The sequence below is a fragment of the Fluviicola sp. genome (genome assembly GCF_039596395.1).
In the GTDB taxonomy this organism is placed as follows: Bacteria; Bacteroidota; Bacteroidia; order Flavobacteriales_D; family Crocinitomicaceae; genus Fluviicola.
This window is the reverse complement of sequence record NZ_JBCNJT010000003.1, coordinates 400839-418257: the sequence shown is the minus strand read 5'-3', so window position 1 is coordinate 418257 and position 17419 is coordinate 400839. Positions and strand designations below refer to the sequence as shown.

Below are 17419 nucleotides of genomic sequence, written 5' to 3'. Positions count from 1 at the left end.
GTTGACTAACTGTCGAAAGTTCACTATTTTGCAGTAAACTTACGCCATGAAAATCAACTTCTTACTCCTTATATTTGCCGGATTATTGGTTGCTTCCTGTAAAAAACCGGAAACGAAACCGAAGACAAATGCTACCGGCCCGACAAATCCTTTTACTACGGTCAATTCTTTTTTCCTGAAGAAGGACGGTATTGCATTCAATCCCGCTTACCTGGAAGTCAGCGATCCTTTCGAATATGCCGTTTCAGTATATGCCGCAGCAACTACCCAATCGAATGCAGATGTTTACAGTATGATGATCAATAAGGACATTCCTGTGGGAACTTACGATTACGAGACACTGGTGGAAGAATATGGCTGCTGGTTTTCTTATTCTTCGCCGAACCTGGAACTATATGCTATCAATGACGGCACTTTCCAGATCACAAATCAAAATACATCAGCGGGAATCCTGGAAATGAAATTCCAATTCGAACTGGAAGACCCAAACACCGGACAGACTTACCAGGTGACAGAAGGCAAATTCAAGGTTTATTATTGATTAAAAAATCATGAAACACTACTTTTTTATCCTTTTAGGCCTTTCTTTCCTGGTATTTGGAGCTTGCAAAAAGAAAAAAGAGGAAAAGCCGAAATCAGACGCAACCGTATTCGTGGATTCATTCAGCTTGAAACAAGACGGTGTTTTGTACACTACCGATTCTCCTGACGCATCCTCTAATACGGTATGGATCGGAGTAACAGCCGGAACAATCGGTGAAACCGGTAACTTTTACCAAGTCGGAATTAAGAAAAACCTGCTTCCCGGAACTTATGAATACCAGGGCGGTATAGATGACGTTATTCAGTTTATGATGATCTCCGATCAATTGGTTTATGTTGTAAATCACGGAAATCTTACTGTTCTTTCGAACGACACCATTTTAAAACAAATGGAATGTGACTTTGAATTCGAAATGCTGGAAGATAATTCACATTCAGATACCATTCAAATTACGGAAGGACACGCCAGAATTTCCTATTAATGCTCCCGTTCTCTTCTCAAAAATCGGAAGGTAAAATACAGCATTGTCAGGAATAAGCCCATGAAAATAGTTACTCCCCACGTCCGGGTGTGATCAAATGGGTTCAGAATGCGATCGCCCACATCGCCCATGAGCCGCGTCGGATGATGCAAAATATCCCAACTATTCCAGCGCAGGTATCTCCCGATGTAAATACCGAAACTGCCTACAAACAATAAAAAGACCGAAAGCCCAGTGATCACTTTTTTAGAAAGGAATTGCTCCATCAGTTCTTCCAGGTTCCACAAACTCAGGAAACCAAACAGCAGGCCTGTCCATGCAAAAGACAAAATCAAAACGAGGTCAAACCAGATCGGCATGGAAGAATGGTGGCTCAGATGGAATAAATCCGTCAGAATGTAAGATGCATTCGGGAAAAACAAGAGCCAAACTCCGAGCATTCCGAAAACTGCCAAACGGCTTTTCTGCAAATGGAGACTCATCGTGAGAATCATTGTAAACAGCCAGGGAACAAATGCCAGGAACAGGTTCCAGTTTAAGAACAGGAAATGGCGTGTTCCGGAAAATTCCACCCTGAAAAGGGATAATCCGAAGCAGAATAAGGATAGAATTCCCATAAACAGGGAAATCCGGAATTGATTGGTTTTGATTAGTTGTTTGTACATGATGCGATGATTTTAGGTAAGAAAATGAGTATTCCGGTTATAAGCGCCAAAACAGCACTGATCAATACGGCTGCAGCAGCCAGGTCTTTTACTTTCTTGATTTGAGGATGTCTTTCCGGCGAAACGAAATCGGCCAGTGCTTCCAGTGACGTATTGAATAATTCACAGATAAAGACCAGCCCCGCTACAATGACCAAAGCCATCCATTCATTGAAGGAAATGTTCAGTACAAAACCCAGAACAATTGCAAGAACAGCAGCCACCAAATGGATCCGTGCATTGTGTTCCTCCGCAAACAGTGTTTTTAAACCTGCATAAGCATATTGAAAGCTTTTGATGCGTTCGGAAAGTGAAAATCGTTTGGATGATCCCATAGACTATGTATTGACTTTGTACAGGAACGCAAGGAATCCGGGATATTGTGGAATTAGGATTTATTGGGAAAAATAAAATGCCCTGCTTTAAAAAAGGTGAATTCCAACCTTTTGATTTTGAATACATCTTTGAGACAACATTAAAATCACCCACTATGAAAAACCTACTTTTCTTTTTGTTTCTTGTTTCAAATTTATCCTTTGGACAGCAAGCAGCTTATCATTTGAATGGGATATTTCCCTCTCATTACGATTATTTCCTTTCTCATAACAATGGAATTTACTATTCTAATATCACCGTAAATAATTTCGATTATCCATTAACTTGTTCCATTAGCTACCTACCTAAAAATGGACAATCTGGTTGGAAAAAAAACCTTGTCTTTTCTGAAAACTTTCTACCCCACAAGACAGCTATGGCTACTTGTAATTTATCTAATGATATCATTATTTGTATCCAATCCACTTATAATGATTTCTGTATTGTGCTGAAAATGACACCTAATGGAAATGTTATTTGGGGTAAAATTCTTTCATATCCTTCCTATTGGACAGATTACGGCTCAAATTCAAATCCCTTATCAATAAATGAACAAGATGAAATTACAATAACATTAACTCCAGTTGATAGGCTTTTTCTATCCAAATTGGATACAGATGGAAATCTCATCTTTTCAAAAAGTATTCAAAGTCAAAATGGTGGTGATGGTAAAAATCCAGGATTTTCAACTATTTCAACACCCGATGGAGGTTATTTAATAACCATGAAGGCTAGTAATAATCCAACAATTATAAAATTAGATTCTGAATTAGAAGTTAATTGGGCAAAAAAATGGAGTATTGATTATTATAGCCATCCCAAAGTAGGAGCTATATTACCCAATGGCAATTATTGTATTATCGGAACCGGTGATAGTTCAACGTATATTGCTAATGTCGATCCAAATGGTAATTTATTATCATACAAATATAATATTGATTTATGCTACCCATTCGCATATAATGTGATAAACGACGATTCTATTGAATTTGTTGATTGTAGGGGATTTAGACTCAAAATGAATTTATTTAATAATTCAATAGAAAACACTCACTATGAAAATCAAATACAAATATCAGGGCTTCCAATTTATGCTAATGAAACTATGAATTTCTTGGATCATTCTAATTCCATGATTTATTTGAATCTTGAAAATGATCAGATGGGATGCTTTGATAATACAACTTTTAATAATTCACTTTTAGAACTCACAGTTTATCCTAGTAGTATTTCTAATGAACAAATTTTAATTGAAGACATCGGTAATATTAGTAACTATACACCAATATTTACCATAACCAACGATGTGTCTATGACATTGACTTGTCTCAATAGTCTCGAACTCAAAGAAACTACCAAAACAAACCTTCTTCTCTATCCAAACCCTGCCGTAAAAGGACAAAAAGTCGATCTCGCAATGGAAAAAGAATCCGGACATACGATTCAAATCCTGTCACTTTCCGGAAAAATCATGGAAAATGCGGCAATAGACAAATCCGTTTTCAACGCACCACAGGAGGCCGGAATGTACTTTGTGCAGCTCCTGGACCAAGCTGGAAATGTGATTGCAGTGGAAAAATTGATCGTAGAATAAATAAGATTCATTTTCTTATGAACTAAAAAAGCCCTGACGATTAATCGTCAGGGCTTTTACTTTATGCTGTTCTAAATTACTCAGCTTTTGGAGCTTCAGCAGCCGGTTTTTCCGGTTTCGGTAATAACACTTTGCGGGACAATTTCCATTTTTTCGTTTTCGGATCTTTTCCGACTACTTTAAACTTCAATACGTCACCTTCTTTTACTACGTCTTCCATCTTCGCTACTTTCTCATGAGAGAACTCCGAAATGTGGATCAATCCGTCTGTTCCCGGAAGGATTTCTACGAATACACCGAAATCTTTGATTGCTTTCACTTTTCCTTCGTATTCCGCACCTTCTTCAACAGTTGGAGGGAATGCGATTGAACGGATACGGGATACCGCTGCTTTCATATCATCTCCGTTATTGGACATGATCTGAACACGGCCTTCACCTGTTTCCAATTCTTCGATGGTAATGGTTGTATTCGTGTCTTTCTGGATTCCCTGGATGATTTTTCCTCCAGGCCCGATGATTGCTCCGATCATATCGTTTGGCACATTGAATGCTTCGATACGAGGAGTTTGCGGTTTGAAATCCGGGTTCGGTTTCGCGATGGTCTCAACGATTTTGTTCAAGATGTGTAAACGACCTGCACGAGCCTGATCCAATGCCTGGATCAATACTTCGTATGGCAATCCGTCTACTTTGATATCCATCTGACAAGCTGTGATTCCTTTTGCCGTTCCGGTTACTTTAAAGTCCATATCTCCCAGGTGATCTTCGTCTCCTAAGATATCAGACAATACTGCGAATTTACCATCATCAGCAACCAATCCCATTGCAATACCGGATACCGGAGCTTTGATCTGAACACCACCGTCCATCAATGCCAGCGTACCGGCACAAACTGTCGCCATGGAAGACGAACCGTTTGATTCCAAAATATCCGATACCAAGCGGATCGTGTATGCGTTATCTTCCGGTAAAACCGGCTTCAATGCACGCAATGCCAGGTTTCCGTGCCCGATCTCACGACGGGAAGTTCCGCGCAATGGCTTCGCTTCTCCTGTAGAGAACGGAGGGAAGTTATAATGCAATAAGAATTTCTCTGTTCCGTGGAAAGTAACTCCGTCGATCAATTGCTCGTCCATTTTACCACCCAGGGTCAATGTTGTCAATGACTGAGTTTCCCCGCGTGTAAATACAGAAGATCCGTGAACCATCGGTAAGTAATCCACCTCAGCCCAAATCGGACGGATTTCGTCAAATTTACGGCCATCCAAACGCAATTGTTCGTGCAACATCACCCAACGAACCGCTTTTTTCTTCACTTCGGAGAAGTAAGTAGAAATGAATCCGCCAACCAGCAACAATTCTTCTTCTGTGAACGCTGCTTTTACTTCTGTTTTGATCGCATCGAATAATTCTGTGCGTTTCGCTTTATTTGCAATACCCTGACGGGCAACCTCTTTACACTTTTCCATTGCCAGTTCGTACACTTTCGCTTTTACAGCTTCATCATGTACTTCGTGGGAGTATTCGCGTTTCGGGTTAGCTGTTGGGATCAATCCAGCAAGATCCAACTGGAACTGGCACTGCTCTTTAATAGCCGCGTGTCCGATCTTGATTGCTTCAACCATTTCCAATTCAGAGATTTCCTTGAACTCTCCTTCGATCATGTTCACATCCTTCATGGTACCTGCGATCATCAAATCGATATCGGCAGATTTCATTTCTTCCATAGTAGGGTTCACGATCCACTCACCGTTTACACGACCTACACGTACTTCAGACATTGGCCCGTTGAATGGGATATCAGAAACTGCAATTGCTGCAGAAGCTGCCAAACCACACAATGCATCCGGGTTGTTTACACCATCGTAAGCCAACAACTGGATCATCAACTGAACTTCAGCGTGGTAATCATCCGGGAATAACGGACGCAAAGCGCGGTCCACCAAACGCATGATTAAAATTTCTGCTTCAGACGGACGAGCTTCTCTGCGGAAGAAACCTCCCGGGAAACGCCCTGCTGCTGCATATTTTTCACGGTAATCTACCGTTAACGGAAGGAAATCTACTCCTTCTTTTGCCTCTGGTGCTGCAACTACTGTTGCCAAAAGCACCGTGTTGCCCATTTGTAACACTACTGACCCGTCGGCTTGTTTCGCCAATTTTCCGGTCTCGATGGAAATTTCTTTCCCGCCAGTAACGATGGACTTTTTGATTCCTATATTCATATTTATCTATTACTTATTTATAAAGCCTTCTATTCTGTGTACGGACGCGATGCATCGCGTCCCCACCCTGTTTGTGTTCCAGCAAACATCAATCTTTGATGCATCGCGTCCCCACCATTTTATCCATGCTTTGTGTTCAGCACGCACGCGATGCATTGCGTACCTACTATTATCCTTTCGAATAAACCAAAAAGGGGGACACCGGATCATTCCGACAAGCCCCCCTTTTAATATTTTGTCACAAAAACACCGTGGCTTCGACTCCGCTCTGCCACCGTTGTTTTCGAATTAACGACGTAAACCTAATTCTTTGATCAACGCACGGTATTTCTCGATATCCTTTTTCTTAAGGTAATCTAACATACTACGACGTTTACCAACCAACAATTGCAAAGATCTTTGTGTTCCGTAATCTTTGCGGTTCTTTTTCAAATGCTCCGTTAAGTGAGCGATACGAAATGTAAACAAAGCAACTTGTGCTTCTGTTGAACCTGTGTTTGTCTCTGAACCTCCGTGTTTAGCGAAGATTTCTTTCTTTTTTGCTGAATCTAAATACATGCCAATATTACTTGAATGATTATTATGTAGAACTCCAACTTTTGGAATTACGGTGCAAATATAACACATAATTCTGAATTTCGGATTGCGAATGCCAAATTAGATGTAATTACCCATTCAAAATCTACAAATTGTCCAGTAAAATGCGTTTGATAATTAGCTCATTCATAATTAATCATTGAAAAGGCTACTTTTCATAATAAACCTTCAGCACCTTCCGGTATTTTTTGAACCGGTTATAAGTTGAAGCATAATTTACCGTTGCGTAATTACAACTCCAGTAGACCCATTCCATTCCGTTTTCGAGTATTGATTCATGCTTCTCAGGTTTCTCAAAGTTGACCCGAACAGTGTTGTCTTTCGAACGGTATTGAATCGCTTCGTATTTCCTGTCATCCACTGCGATGAATTCCAGCCTGGAAGTATCAAGGTATAAATCAAATGCGGCGGAATCCACTATTTTCCAGTTCTCCAGGATTTCCAATTTCACGTGTATTTCCCGGTTTACCGAATCTTTCGGGTAGATCTCAAGACCTGAAACCAGGCGTTTGCCATTCATATAACCGGCTGAAACATACAAAGCATATTTGCGGCCAAACCAGCGGTAATTCTCCTGGGAATGGGAGATAAAATTGCAGAGAAAAATGAATGGAAAAGCGAAAAGAATAATCCGGAATTCGAAATTATTCATTCGCAGCTAATTAAAGCCCTCCATCGGAGACGTACATTCCATCTTTGAAGATACGCACTTTCAGCAAGACGCCGTCGTGGTCATACACGAATACTTTTCCGTCTTTCAACTGTCCGTTCTTGAATTGTCCGTCAATCCAGATTTCATCGGATGTCGTATACAATTTGTTGAACCCGTTCGGTTGGAACGTTGCTCCTTTCGCCACACGCGGTGCATGAACAAAGGGTGCATTCATCATGGAATTGCGTACGTGAGAGTTATTGGTGTTTGAATCCTGGATACGCTCGATCTTGCTTACCACGTTTTGGATTTCCGGATTCTCAACCGTTACTTTATGCGGTGTTCTTACATTCAAATAAGTCGAATACAATTGCGGGTAGTTTTGTGACAACCACACAAAGTTTACATGTGCATTTTCAGACTGGTTCTGATTCAAGGATTCTTCCACCCAGAACTGGTAAGAATAAGGAACACTAAACGCGCGTTTTGCGAAGAAAACCTGTCCGGCAACCATTTCACGGTTGTGGAACATCATGCGGCAATCAAACAAACCGTTGTGTACTTCTAAATTCTGGGATTGGGAGATTTTTCTCGGAACTGTACTTGCCTGAAGCAATTCTCCTTTTTTATCGAAGCGGAAATAAGCACCTCCGGGTCTGTTATCCAAATATTCCCCGATCAGTCTCGGAGTTTTTCCATCCGGATAATAACAGATCCAGGCACCGAACTTACGGCCTTTAATGTATCTTCCTTCTTTTCTTTTGGTTTTACTATCCAGTGTAGTCCCATCATTTTCCTCGTCAACAACCCAGTAGCCCGTTCTTTTACCGTAAGCATCCAGTTTATTCAACGTATCTGCTTCCCTAACTTTTGCAGACCAGCTGACATTGGTAAGCAAAAAGAAAAAAGTGAGTATGCCAATTAATTTGTTCAAGGTAATGCGTCTTTAGTTCTGTAATAGTTTCCAGTAGAACGAATATATACTTTTCATCCATATTCGGTAACTCCTGATGAAAATATTTTCTGAACAAATGAATATTCATACTATTTCATTGAACAATGCATTTTTAAAGGAAATCCGGCTTAAATAATTGATTCGGCAGGTAATTTTCGCGAATTATCCGGGAAATCAACCTACTAAATCCATTTCAACGGAAATAATCCGGGAATACGCCGAATAACGTATTTCCAGTGCCTCATGCTGATCATTTACCAGCAAAACAGGAGCATGGAATAATTGGTCTTTGATCCGGCAGCTTCCTTCCTGCAGAAAAACAACACCCATAGTTTCTCCCAGTGTTGAAAGGGTTTCCTCTGGAAAATCAATCACGTGGACTTTCGGGTGGTAATTGGGCCTGAAGATCACATTGAAATCCGTAAGCTTTCCCGTTCCTTTGGTAGGCCAGGAACCGCTGAAACGCGCCAACTGAAATTCATTCACATTTTGATGAATAACCCCGTTGGGAGTTTGATGCTCCATTTTCAGCTGTCCCTTCAGGGGTATTAAAATGCGCTCATATCCTTCGAAGGGCGAGAAATCAGATACCTCTATTTCTACTACTGCCGAACTAATCCTCCAGTCAAAATTACGTTCCGCCAGGCTTGCTCCTTCCGGCGAAATAAACAATTGGGTACTCGTGCCCCCACTCCATTTTGAACTTAAAAAATCAGTCTCTGTCAGTATTTTCATAGTAAAAAAAAATCCTCCTGTTTAGTCAGGAGGATTAACGTATTATGATCTGAAAAGTTTCAGGGAATGTCCTAATTTTTCTCTTAATTCTGTTCGATTGATGATATAATCCAGGAAACCATGCTCTAAAACGAACTCGGAAGTCTGGAAGCCATCCGGAAGATCACGTCCGATTGTTTCCTTTACTACGCGCGGCCCCGCAAATCCGATCAATGCTTCCGGCTCTGCAATATTGATATCTCCCAGCATCGCAAATGAAGCGGTAACACCACCCGTTGTCGGATCTGTCAGATACGAAATATAAGGAAGCTTGTGGCTTGCCAATTGTCCCAGTTTACCGGACACTTTCGCCATCTGCATCAACGAAAATCCTGCTTCCATCATACGTGCACCTCCTGACTTTGAGATGATCATAAACGGTGCTTTCAATTCGATTGCCTTGTCAATTGCGCGGGCAATCTTCTCTCCCATTACGGATCCCATGGATCCACCAACAAACGTAAAGTCCATTGCAGCAACTACAAACGGGAATCCGTTCAAATCTCCATAAGCTGTGCGGATAGCATCTTTTAAACCTGTTGATTTTTGTGTAGCTTTAATCCGGTCTGTGTACTTTTTCGTATCAACGAATTCCAACGGGTCACCTGAAGTTACTTTCTCGTTGATCTCCGTGTATTTCCCTTCATCAAAAATGATTTTGAAGTACTGCTCGGAACCGATGCGCTCGTGGTGTGAACAACGGTCGCACACGTAGTTGTTTTTCTCCAGGTCGTCGTGCGTAAACAATGTTTTACAACGGGAACACTTATTCCACAAACCTTCCGGAGTTTCTTTCTTATCTTTCGTTGAGGTAGTAATACCTTCTTTGGAACGTTTAAACCAACTCATATCACTCTCTTATTTATTCAATGTGTTTATGTTATTCAAATCTTCAAACGATTTTTCAAGGCGCTTCACAAATGTCAATTCTCCTTCACGCAGCCATTTTCTCGGATCGTAGTATTTCTTATTCGGAACATCGTCTCCTTCCGGGTTACCGATCTGTGTTTTCAAATAATCAATTTTAGAAGTCACATAATCGCGAACTCCTTCCGTAAATGCAAACTGAAGGTCTGTATCCAGGTTCATCTTAATCACACCGTACCCGATTGCCTCGCGGATTTCTTCTACTGTTGAACCGGAACCTCCGTGGAATACGAAATCAACCGGATTGTGTCCCGTATTGAATTTTTCCTGCACGTAGTTCTGTGAGTTCAACAAGATTTTCGGAGTCAGTTTCACATTACCCGGTTTGTATACCCCGTGAACATTCCCGAATGCAGCCGCAATCGTAAAGCGTGGGCTTACTTTCATCAGTTCTTCGTAAGCATATGCCACTTCTTCCGGTTGTGTATATAATTTGGAAGAATCCACATCGCTGTTATCTACTCCGTCTTCTTCTCCACCTGTAATTCCCAATTCAATTTCCAGGGTCATCCCGATTTTGCTCATACGAGCCAAATACTTTTTACAGATCTCAATGTTTTCTTCGATCGGTTCCTCGGAAAGGTCCAGCATGTGGGAAGAGTACAATGGTTTTCCCGTTTCCTGATAGAATTTTTCACCGGCATCCAGCAAACCATCCATCCACGGAAGCAAATTTTTCGCACAATGGTCTGTATGAAGAATCACGGTTACACCATAGGCTTCTGCCAAAGCGTGAACGTGTTTCGCACCGGAAATACCTCCTAAAATAGCAGCCTGCTCATCTTTATTCGACAAGGATTTTCCTGCAAAGAAATGTGCTCCGCCATTAGAGAATTGAATGATCACCGGGGAGTTTAACTTCGCAGCTGTTTCCATTACTGCATTGACTGTAGAAGTACTTGTTACATTGACTGCCGGAAGTGCAAATCCTTTTTCTTTCGCATAACGAAAAATTTCCTGAACCTCATCTCCGGAAGCAACTCCGGGTTTAATTGAATAAGCCATTTTAGTCATTATTTGGGGTGTAAAAGTAATGAAAAGCACCGAATAACACCTGTTCAAAATAAGAATATTGTCTGAACGCTTTTTATTTCCCAAAGATGCGCGCAGCAGCAAGGTTTCTCACCACGAAGAACAGGAAGACCACAAGGAATTATAATTGTAGTGACAAACTCAGGGCTGCTGAACTCATTTTGTTTGACATCGATTTTTTGTTTTACTCATTACAAATAAGTCATAAAATCAAATCAATAAATTATCCTTGTGTGCTTTATGTGCCTTGTCGTTCTGCTCAAACCTAGAATGGGAAACCGATACCGAAGTTCAAACGCAATTGGTACAGGTATCTCGGAAGTTCATCGCGGTAGCTCGGCCCGTAAACTTGTTCGGCCAGACTGTAGAATTCGGTTTTCTTCGAGAAAATCCAGCGCTCGCCTGTCGGGAAGCCCGGATCGTGGATCGGAAGCCCCAAGTCAAATCGAAGGACGAAATAGTTGAAGTCGAAACGAAGTCCGTAACCTACGGAAACACCCAGTTCTTTCAGGAAACGCGCAGAGATTTGTCCGCCCGGACGGTTCACATCGTTATTCCTTGTCCAGATATTCCCCGCATCTACAAACAAGCCGTGATTCAAAATTCCTCCCGAACCAAAACGGTATTCCAATGAGGCGTTGAAACGGATATCCCCGATTTGCGTGGCAACCTGGTAAGGATCCAGTAAACCCTGGTAAGCACCCGGACCAAGTGTTCTCGCTGCCCATCCCCGGTTGTCATTCGATCCCCCGGCAAAGAAGGAGTAATCGTAAGGAAGGGAAGTCGGGGAGTTTTTCATCGGGAAACCAACTCCTGCCATGGTTCTGAAGGCAATCAAACTGTGTTTTCCCGTTTTATAATACGCCACTACTTTATTGTCGATAACCGAGAACTGTGAATATGGAATTCCAAAGAATAATTTGTGTCCGAGTGTATCGTAACTCGGATTGATGGACGTAATGGCATTCAACAAATTCCCTGCAATAGAAAAACTTCCGGAATAAGTCAAACGAAGTTTCGGGAACTTTTTACGTGTTTTCAGCAAGTTGTCAAAGTCAAATGTCAATTTGAAATCTTCCCAGATAAACTGATCGCGGTAAGCATTTTTCAGGAACAGGTCATTCAATTGGTTTAGTTTCTCCGTAAAATCTGGTTTCGGATTCAAAGAAACATATTTAATCACCGATGCGAAAGGTAAACCGAAGGAAACGGATTGTGTTTTCCCGTCTCCGACCAGGAATTTATACAGGTAATTGAACTGTAAAACGCTTCTGATGAAATCCGGGCGCTGCTGGTAATTGTATGCAGCAGAGAGTTCCGTACGCGGACGCTGTCTTTTTCCGAGAATGGTTACCCCGAATGGGAAAAGCCCTGGAATATCGAGTTTTGCAGAAGGACCGAATTCAAAAGTGTTGAAACTTCTTCCCTGCGTTTTGATGGTATTTCCTTTGTCGTCTTTACCGAATACACTCGGGTTGGATTCAAAACCTCCCGAAACCGAGAAAATAAAGTTCGTTCCGGTCCGGAAAATATTCCTGTTCGTGTAGTTCAAAGAAGCACTTAATCCCAGGAATCCGTTGGAGTTCTTGGCGCGAGGTTCAAAACTGAAACTTTGTTTCGTTGCCGGTACCAGGTAATAATGAACCCGGACGATACCACTTCCCGGATAAGTTTCACGGATCTCCGGTTTAATGACAGAAAACAGGTTCAATTGCACCAAACGGGTGAAAGAACGTTCCAGGTAATATTCTTTGTAATAATTATCGTTTTCCAGGTAGTTCTGCGCTTCGATAAGGGTCGGACTTACAAAAGGCTTCCCGTTGTAATAGAAGATCGCAACGCGGTTCGGATCATAGTCCACACTGTCTTTCGCCTTTCCCGACAGGGTAAAATCCACATTGCTCTTCAGGTAAACCCGCTGGCTTCTCGGAAGCCCCAATTCTTTGGCAACCGGATCTTCCACTTTTTTGCGGACTTTGCGATATACCAGGGAATCCAATGATATGATGAAACCGTTTTCTTTCAACTCCAATCCTTTTTCCGCTACCGTTTGTCTGAAATTCCCCTTGAAATTGCTGGTATCCGAAAAATGGAAATAAACATCTTCCACTTTCGTGGAAACATGCGGAATGTATCTCACCAGTCTCGGATTGTCCTCGTCCTGGATCACGCGGTCTCCGATCACAACGGTGAAGGTCATTTTCAACTCTTTGTTCTTTGAGTTCGTTGCACGTGAGGTATCCGCCTTGAAAGTCACGTTCGATTCCACGAACCCATAATACGTTTTGTCGCGCATGTAACGGGCAAATTCTCCGCGATAGGCACTGAACTTATCGGCATCGAAAGGAATATTTACAACTTTTTTATCAATAATACTCGCCTTGAAATCCGGGTTCAGCCCGCTCTTATCCGATTCCTTCTGGATGTAGCGTTGGAACTCGTCCTGCATCACAGGGTTTTTACACAGCAGTTTAACGGTATCGATGTAAATGCGGATCCCGGTTTTGATCTCGTAATTCGCAATGACTTTTTTCTTCGTTTTTTGCTTATTCAGCATGCGGTGGATCGTATCAAAATGACCGCTGACTTCCGCGTAAAAATACCCTTTCGAGTGCATGTAGGCCTGAACCTGGGTGAGTGAACGCGACATAGCTCCCGTATCTGCTATCACGGGTGCTTCCCCGAATTTGTATTTGATCAATTGTCTCAGGGTCAAATTCGGATCGAGCGTATCTTTCAGCTTGATCTTTTTGTAGATATAGTCCGGATCTCCTCTGCGGATTGCCCGCTGTCTTCTTTTTTCATTGATGCGGATCTCGCGTTTGGTCCTTTTGACATTTTTGGCATTCAGGCGGTCCAATTTGCGGATTCTTCCGCGTTCTGTTCGTGCACTGTCAATGGAATTATACAATTTCAACCGGAACGGGATTCCTAGTACTCTTAAATTCGGTTTTTGTTTGAGAACGTCTTCCACCTCTGAGGTGCTGATCTTATCCCCTTCTATTTTGAACTTATTTTTCTTGAGCAGGTGTTTGTTTTCCGGGACCAGTTTGGTGGACAAACACCCCTGAACAGCAAAGGCCAGCGCAAATAATACGAATAAGTGCTTCAACTTAAGTTGTTCCAATCCCCTCAACATACAGACAAAAATAAGAAACCAAAACAAAAATTCATTTAAAAGACGCGAATTTGGTATGTTTGACAAAAAAAAGTGGAAGCCCTTTCTAAAGCTAAACAAAAATGGATCCGATCCCTGCAGTTGAAAAAAAACCGGGACCAGGAAATGCTTTTCGTTGTGGAAGGCGAAAAATCAGTACTTGAAGGACTTTCTGCCTTTGCCTCGCATTTAGAATTGGTCGTTTCACTGGAAGCATTCTCCGAGCAAATTCCGGGCCAGTTCCATTCCAAAACTTTTACGGTTACAACAAAGGAGTTAGAACAAATCTCCGAATTGAAAACTCCCAATAAATGCATGGCTGTTTTTAAACGCCCCGACACGGGGTTATTGAACGATGCATTTACCATTGTTCTGGACGGAATCCAGGATCCCGGAAATATGGGAACAATCCTGCGATTAGCCGATTGGTTCGGGGTGAAACAGGTTGTTTGTTCCAAAGACACGGTGGATTGTTACAATTCGAAAGTGATCCAATCCTCCATGGGAGCAATTTACCGCATTCCGGTCCATTATACGGATCTGGCAAGCTATTTGAAGAACAGTCCGCAGCAAAAATACGGTGCCATGCTGAACGGAACGAATTATAAAACAATCGATTATCCGAAAGACGGAATCCTGATCATGGGAAATGAGGGAAAAGGTGTCCGTCCGGAGATTGAAGCACTGATCGATGTTCCGGTAACCATTCCGCGTTTCGGGGAAGCAGAATCGCTCAATGTAGCCACTGCAACAGCCATTTTGCTGGCAGAAATCATTCAATAAATCATGAAGTTCATATACACACTCCTTTTTATTTGCAGTTCGTTTCAGCTGTTCGCCCAATTCGAGCAAACTCCCGACACCAGTAAATACGCCTCCTACCGATTATCGGTGCGCATTGCCAATAACCGCATCAAGGCCGACAGTAACAATGCGGAAGCTTACCTTCAAAGAGGTTATTACCGGAATTTACTCAGAGATTTCGACGGAGCACTGCAGGATATCGACAAGTATCTTTCCCTGAAACCGGCTGAGGCTTCCACCTATAAATCGCGTGCAAAAGTAAACTACGAAAAAGGAGACTTGCAGCAGGCAATCGTGGATATCAACAAAGCAATCGCGCTCAAACCGGATTATTATGAAGCCATCAATGACCGTTCAACCTTGTACTATAAAACCGGGAATTACGAAGCCTGCAAGGCCGATTTGCTGCTTTTACTGAAACACAATCCGGACGACCTTTCCCAGCTTCTTTACCTGGGTTACTGCGAATCAAAACTGGAACATTTCGATAAAGCCATCAGTCATTTCAAGACGATTCTGACCAAGGATTCGCTTTACAAGGAAGCCTGGAACAACATCGGTTATTGCTATTACCGCATGGGCGACAACAAAAAGGCTTTATCCGCAATCAACAAAGCCATTCAGATCGATCCGCGCTATGCAGAAGCGTATGACAAACGGGCGCAGATCAAAATTTCCAACAATGACGGAACCGGCGCACTGGATGACCTCAACAAAGCGCTTTCCTACAATCCATTTCTGACAACTTCGCTGAACAACCGGACACAGGTTTACATGGCTGCGAAAAAATTCCCGGAAGCACTCGGCGATATCAACCTTTTGCTACAATTGGTTTATCCAACGCCGACACTTTTGAGAATGCGTGCCGACATTTACAAGGAATTGGGCGAAACCAAATTGATGGAAGAAGATTTGAAATTTGCGGAAGAACTGGATAAATAATTACGCATTCAAATCGTAATACGCTTTCACCGCATCAACACATTTCATCCCGTCGATAGCTGCAGAAATAATTCCGCCGGCGTAGCCCGCACCTTCTCCGCACGGAAACAATCCTTTGGTATTGACGCTCATACAGGTTTCACTGTCGCGGGGAACAGAAACCGGGCTGGATGTACGTGATTCAGGAGCGTGCAGCACCGCATCATTCGTCAAAAAACCGCGCATTTTACGATCGAAATCCTTGAAAGCCTGGCGCAACCTTTTCGCAATAAAATCGGGTAAAACCGTATTTAGGTCCACGGAAACAATTCCCGGCTGATAAGAGGTTCTCGGGAAATCTTTCGACTTCTTTCCTTCCACAAAATCCTTCAGGCGCTGAGCCGGAACAGCTTGCGTACTTCCCGCTGCTCTCCAGCAATCCTGTTCTACTTTTTGCTGGAATTCCAGGCTCACCAACGAATTTTCCGGGGAATAACCCGGCAATTCGGTTGGTTCTACACTTACTACAATCCCCGAATTGGCTGTGGGGTTATTGCGTTTGGAAGGCGACCAGCCATTGGTTACCACTTCCCCGTTCTCCGTTGCACAGGGCGCAATAATTCCACCCGGACACATACAGAACGAGTAAACTCCCTGATCTGCAACCTGCGTTACCAGGGCATAAGATGCCGGAGGCAGGAACCAGTCGTTGTGGCGTCCGTGGTATTGGATTTCGTCGATGATTTGCTGCGTGTGCTCTACCCGGACTCCCAGGGCAAATGCTTTGGCCTGGATAGCGACTTGTTTTTCTTTTAACAGGTAAAAAATATCACGCGCCGAATGTCCGGTTGCCAGCACCAATGCCTTACAGGGAATCGTTTGATCTCCGTTGATGGTAATCGCCTCAACTTCGCCGTTTGTAATACTGATATCTGTGAGCTTCGATTCAAAATGCACTTCGCCTCCGTATTCGCGGATACAATCGCGCATGGAAACGATGATTTGGGGCAACTTGTTCGTTCCGATATGCGGGTGTGCATCTACAATGATGTCTTCGCGAGCACCAAAATGGACAAACCACTTCAGGGCACGCATCACATCTCCCCGCTTTTTGGAACGCGTATACAACTTCCCGTCCGAATACGTTCCCGCACCGCCTTCTCCGAAACAATAATTGGATTCGGGGTTTACGATGTGTTCTTTATTGAGCTTTGCCAGGTCGCGTCTCCTGGAACGCACGTCTTTTCCCCGTTCAAAAACAATGGGTTTCAAGCCGAGTTCCAATGCTCTCAAACCGGCATACAAACCTGCGGGCCCGGCACCGATAATGTGAACTGTTTTCGAATCTTCCGTTACTTTTTGCGGGTTGAATTCCGGTTCAAACGGCGGAATAACTCCATCCGGGAACACTTCAAAACTGGCATTGATCTTAATATCGCGTTTACGGGCATCGATGGAACGTTTGTGCCATTTATACGCAAAGGAATCGATAGGAAGTTTTAATTCGCGGGAAATAGCCGAGCGGATGAATTGTTCATCTCTTGCTTCTTCCGGAGAAAATTGGAATTGTACCTGCATTCAAAAAGGATTCTGCTGCAAAGATATTTTCTTTTTACAGCAAAGAGAAAAAGAGCGTAAAGTTTTATGGGACCAGATTTTCGCCTTCAGCAGGGCC

General features: G+C 42.7%; 16 protein-coding genes. 5 read left to right on the top strand and 11 right to left on the bottom strand.

Going from position 1 to position 17419, the window contains the following annotated elements; all coding sequences use genetic code 11:
• Nucleotides 1-46 precede the first annotated feature (46 nt).
• Nucleotides 47-541, top strand: a complete 495-nt coding sequence (locus ABDW02_RS17035; RefSeq protein WP_343636679.1) for a hypothetical protein — start codon at nucleotides 47-49, stop codon at nucleotides 539-541.
• 10 nt (nucleotides 542-551) lie between these two features.
• Nucleotides 552-1025 carry a hypothetical protein gene (locus tag ABDW02_RS17030; protein WP_343636677.1) on the top strand — a complete coding sequence of 158 codons (474 nt, stop codon included), beginning with the start codon at nucleotides 552-554 and terminating at the stop codon, nucleotides 1023-1025.
• On the opposite strand, the gene ABDW02_RS17025 is transcribed toward ABDW02_RS17030, so the two are convergent.
• The gene (locus tag ABDW02_RS17025) at nucleotides 1022-1690 is read right to left on the bottom strand and encodes a DUF1361 domain-containing protein (protein WP_343636675.1); all 669 of its coding nucleotides are present in this window, start codon (nucleotides 1688-1690) and stop codon (nucleotides 1022-1024) included. The two genes, ABDW02_RS17030 and ABDW02_RS17025, sit on opposite strands and share 4 nt — an antisense overlap.
• Nucleotides 1675-2064 carry a diacylglycerol kinase family protein gene (locus tag ABDW02_RS17020; RefSeq protein WP_343636673.1) on the bottom strand — a complete coding sequence of 130 codons (390 nt, stop codon included), beginning with the start codon at nucleotides 2062-2064 and terminating at the stop codon, nucleotides 1675-1677. The genes ABDW02_RS17025 and ABDW02_RS17020 overlap by 16 nt, the downstream gene beginning before the upstream one ends.
• Before the next feature lie 47 nt (nucleotides 2065-2111).
• Here ABDW02_RS17020 and ABDW02_RS17015 point away from each other — a divergent pair, with 47 nt between their 5' ends.
• Nucleotides 2112-3698, top strand: coding sequence for a T9SS type A sorting domain-containing protein (locus ABDW02_RS17015; RefSeq protein ID WP_343636671.1), 1587 nt, complete (start codon nucleotides 2112-2114; stop codon nucleotides 3696-3698).
• A 76-nt stretch (nucleotides 3699-3774) separates the two neighbouring features.
• Here ABDW02_RS17015 and ABDW02_RS17010 read toward each other — a convergent pair whose 3' ends face one another.
• The 8 genes from ABDW02_RS17010 to ABDW02_RS16975 all read right to left on the bottom strand — a co-directional run bounded on the left by ABDW02_RS17010 (nucleotide 3775) and on the right by ABDW02_RS16975 (nucleotide 13974).
• The gene (locus tag ABDW02_RS17010) at nucleotides 3775-5925 is read right to left on the bottom strand and encodes a polyribonucleotide nucleotidyltransferase (protein ID WP_343636669.1); all 2151 of its coding nucleotides are present in this window, start codon (nucleotides 5923-5925) and stop codon (nucleotides 3775-3777) included.
• Between the two features lie 288 nt (nucleotides 5926-6213).
• The gene (rpsO, locus tag ABDW02_RS17005; RefSeq protein WP_144333364.1) at nucleotides 6214-6483 is read right to left on the bottom strand and encodes a 30S ribosomal protein S15; all 270 of its coding nucleotides are present in this window, start codon (nucleotides 6481-6483) and stop codon (nucleotides 6214-6216) included.
• A gap of 187 nt (nucleotides 6484-6670) precedes the next feature.
• A complete protein-coding gene (locus ABDW02_RS17000) occupies nucleotides 6671-7174 on the bottom strand; it encodes a hypothetical protein (RefSeq protein WP_343636667.1) in 504 nt (167 codons plus the stop codon).
• 10 nt (nucleotides 7175-7184) lie between these two features.
• A complete protein-coding gene (locus ABDW02_RS16995) occupies nucleotides 7185-8108 on the bottom strand; it encodes a hypothetical protein (protein WP_343636665.1) in 924 nt (307 codons plus the stop codon).
• A 195-nt stretch (nucleotides 8109-8303) separates the two neighbouring features.
• A complete protein-coding gene (locus tag ABDW02_RS16990; RefSeq protein ID WP_343636663.1) occupies nucleotides 8304-8864 on the bottom strand; it encodes a HutD family protein in 561 nt (186 codons plus the stop codon).
• Nucleotides 8865-8906: 42 nt separating this feature from the next.
• Complete coding sequence (accD, locus tag ABDW02_RS16985; protein WP_343636661.1) at nucleotides 8907-9752, bottom strand: acetyl-CoA carboxylase, carboxyltransferase subunit beta; 846 nt, start codon at nucleotides 9750-9752, stop codon at nucleotides 8907-8909.
• A 9-nt stretch (nucleotides 9753-9761) separates the two neighbouring features.
• Entirely contained in the window at nucleotides 9762-10835 is a 1074-nt protein-coding gene (gene fbaA, locus ABDW02_RS16980) for a class II fructose-bisphosphate aldolase (RefSeq protein ID WP_343636659.1), read from the bottom strand.
• Nucleotides 10836-11127: 292 nt separating this feature from the next.
• Nucleotides 11128-13974 (bottom strand): BamA/TamA family outer membrane protein, encoded by a 2847-nt coding sequence (locus ABDW02_RS16975; RefSeq protein WP_343636657.1) that lies wholly within the window; start codon nucleotides 13972-13974, stop codon nucleotides 11128-11130.
• A 147-nt stretch (nucleotides 13975-14121) separates the two neighbouring features.
• On the opposite strand from ABDW02_RS16975, the gene ABDW02_RS16970 reads away from it, so the two are divergent.
• Both ABDW02_RS16970 and ABDW02_RS16965 read left to right on the top strand, forming a co-directional pair.
• Nucleotides 14122-14802, top strand: a complete 681-nt coding sequence (locus ABDW02_RS16970) for an RNA methyltransferase (RefSeq protein ID WP_343636655.1) — start codon at nucleotides 14122-14124, stop codon at nucleotides 14800-14802.
• A 3-nt stretch (nucleotides 14803-14805) separates the two neighbouring features.
• Nucleotides 14806-15765, top strand: a complete 960-nt coding sequence (locus ABDW02_RS16965) for a tetratricopeptide repeat protein (RefSeq protein ID WP_343636653.1) — start codon at nucleotides 14806-14808, stop codon at nucleotides 15763-15765.
• On the opposite strand, the gene ABDW02_RS16960 is transcribed toward ABDW02_RS16965, so the two are convergent.
• Nucleotides 15766-17322 carry an FAD-dependent protein gene (locus ABDW02_RS16960; RefSeq protein ID WP_343636651.1) on the bottom strand — a complete coding sequence of 519 codons (1557 nt, stop codon included), beginning with the start codon at nucleotides 17320-17322 and terminating at the stop codon, nucleotides 15766-15768.
• Nucleotides 17323-17419: the final 97 nt, after the last annotated feature.

What these genes read in the sequence shown, in the direction of transcription:
- ABDW02_RS17035 (WP_343636679.1), top strand. Translation starts at nt 47, where the DNA reads ATGAAAATCAACTTCTTACTCCTTATATTTGCCGGATTATTGGTTGCT.
- ABDW02_RS17030 (WP_343636677.1), top strand. Translation starts at nt 552, where the DNA reads ATGAAACACTACTTTTTTATCCTTTTAGGCCTTTCTTTCCTGGTATTT.
- ABDW02_RS17025 (WP_343636675.1), bottom strand. Translation starts at nt 1,690, where the DNA reads ATGTACAAACAACTAATCAAAACCAATCAATTCCGGATTTCCCTGTTT.
- ABDW02_RS17020 (WP_343636673.1), bottom strand. Translation starts at nt 2,064, where the DNA reads ATGGGATCATCCAAACGATTTTCACTTTCCGAACGCATCAAAAGCTTT.
- ABDW02_RS17010 (WP_343636669.1), bottom strand. Translation starts at nt 5,925, where the DNA reads ATGAATATAGGAATCAAAAAGTCCATCGTTACTGGCGGGAAAGAAATT.
- rpsO (WP_144333364.1), bottom strand. Translation starts at nt 6,483, where the DNA reads ATGTATTTAGATTCAGCAAAAAAGAAAGAAATCTTCGCTAAACACGGA.
- ABDW02_RS17000 (WP_343636667.1), bottom strand. Translation starts at nt 7,174, where the DNA reads ATGAATAATTTCGAATTCCGGATTATTCTTTTCGCTTTTCCATTCATT.
- ABDW02_RS16990 (WP_343636663.1), bottom strand. Translation starts at nt 8,864, where the DNA reads ATGAAAATACTGACAGAGACTGATTTTTTAAGTTCAAAATGGAGTGGG.
- accD (WP_343636661.1), bottom strand. Translation starts at nt 9,752, where the DNA reads ATGAGTTGGTTTAAACGTTCCAAAGAAGGTATTACTACCTCAACGAAA.
- fbaA (WP_343636659.1), bottom strand. Translation starts at nt 10,835, where the DNA reads ATGGCTTATTCAATTAAACCCGGAGTTGCTTCCGGAGATGAGGTTCAG.
- ABDW02_RS16965 (WP_343636653.1), top strand. Translation starts at nt 14,806, where the DNA reads ATGAAGTTCATATACACACTCCTTTTTATTTGCAGTTCGTTTCAGCTG.
- ABDW02_RS16960 (WP_343636651.1), bottom strand. Translation starts at nt 17,322, where the DNA reads ATGCAGGTACAATTCCAATTTTCTCCGGAAGAAGCAAGAGATGAACAA.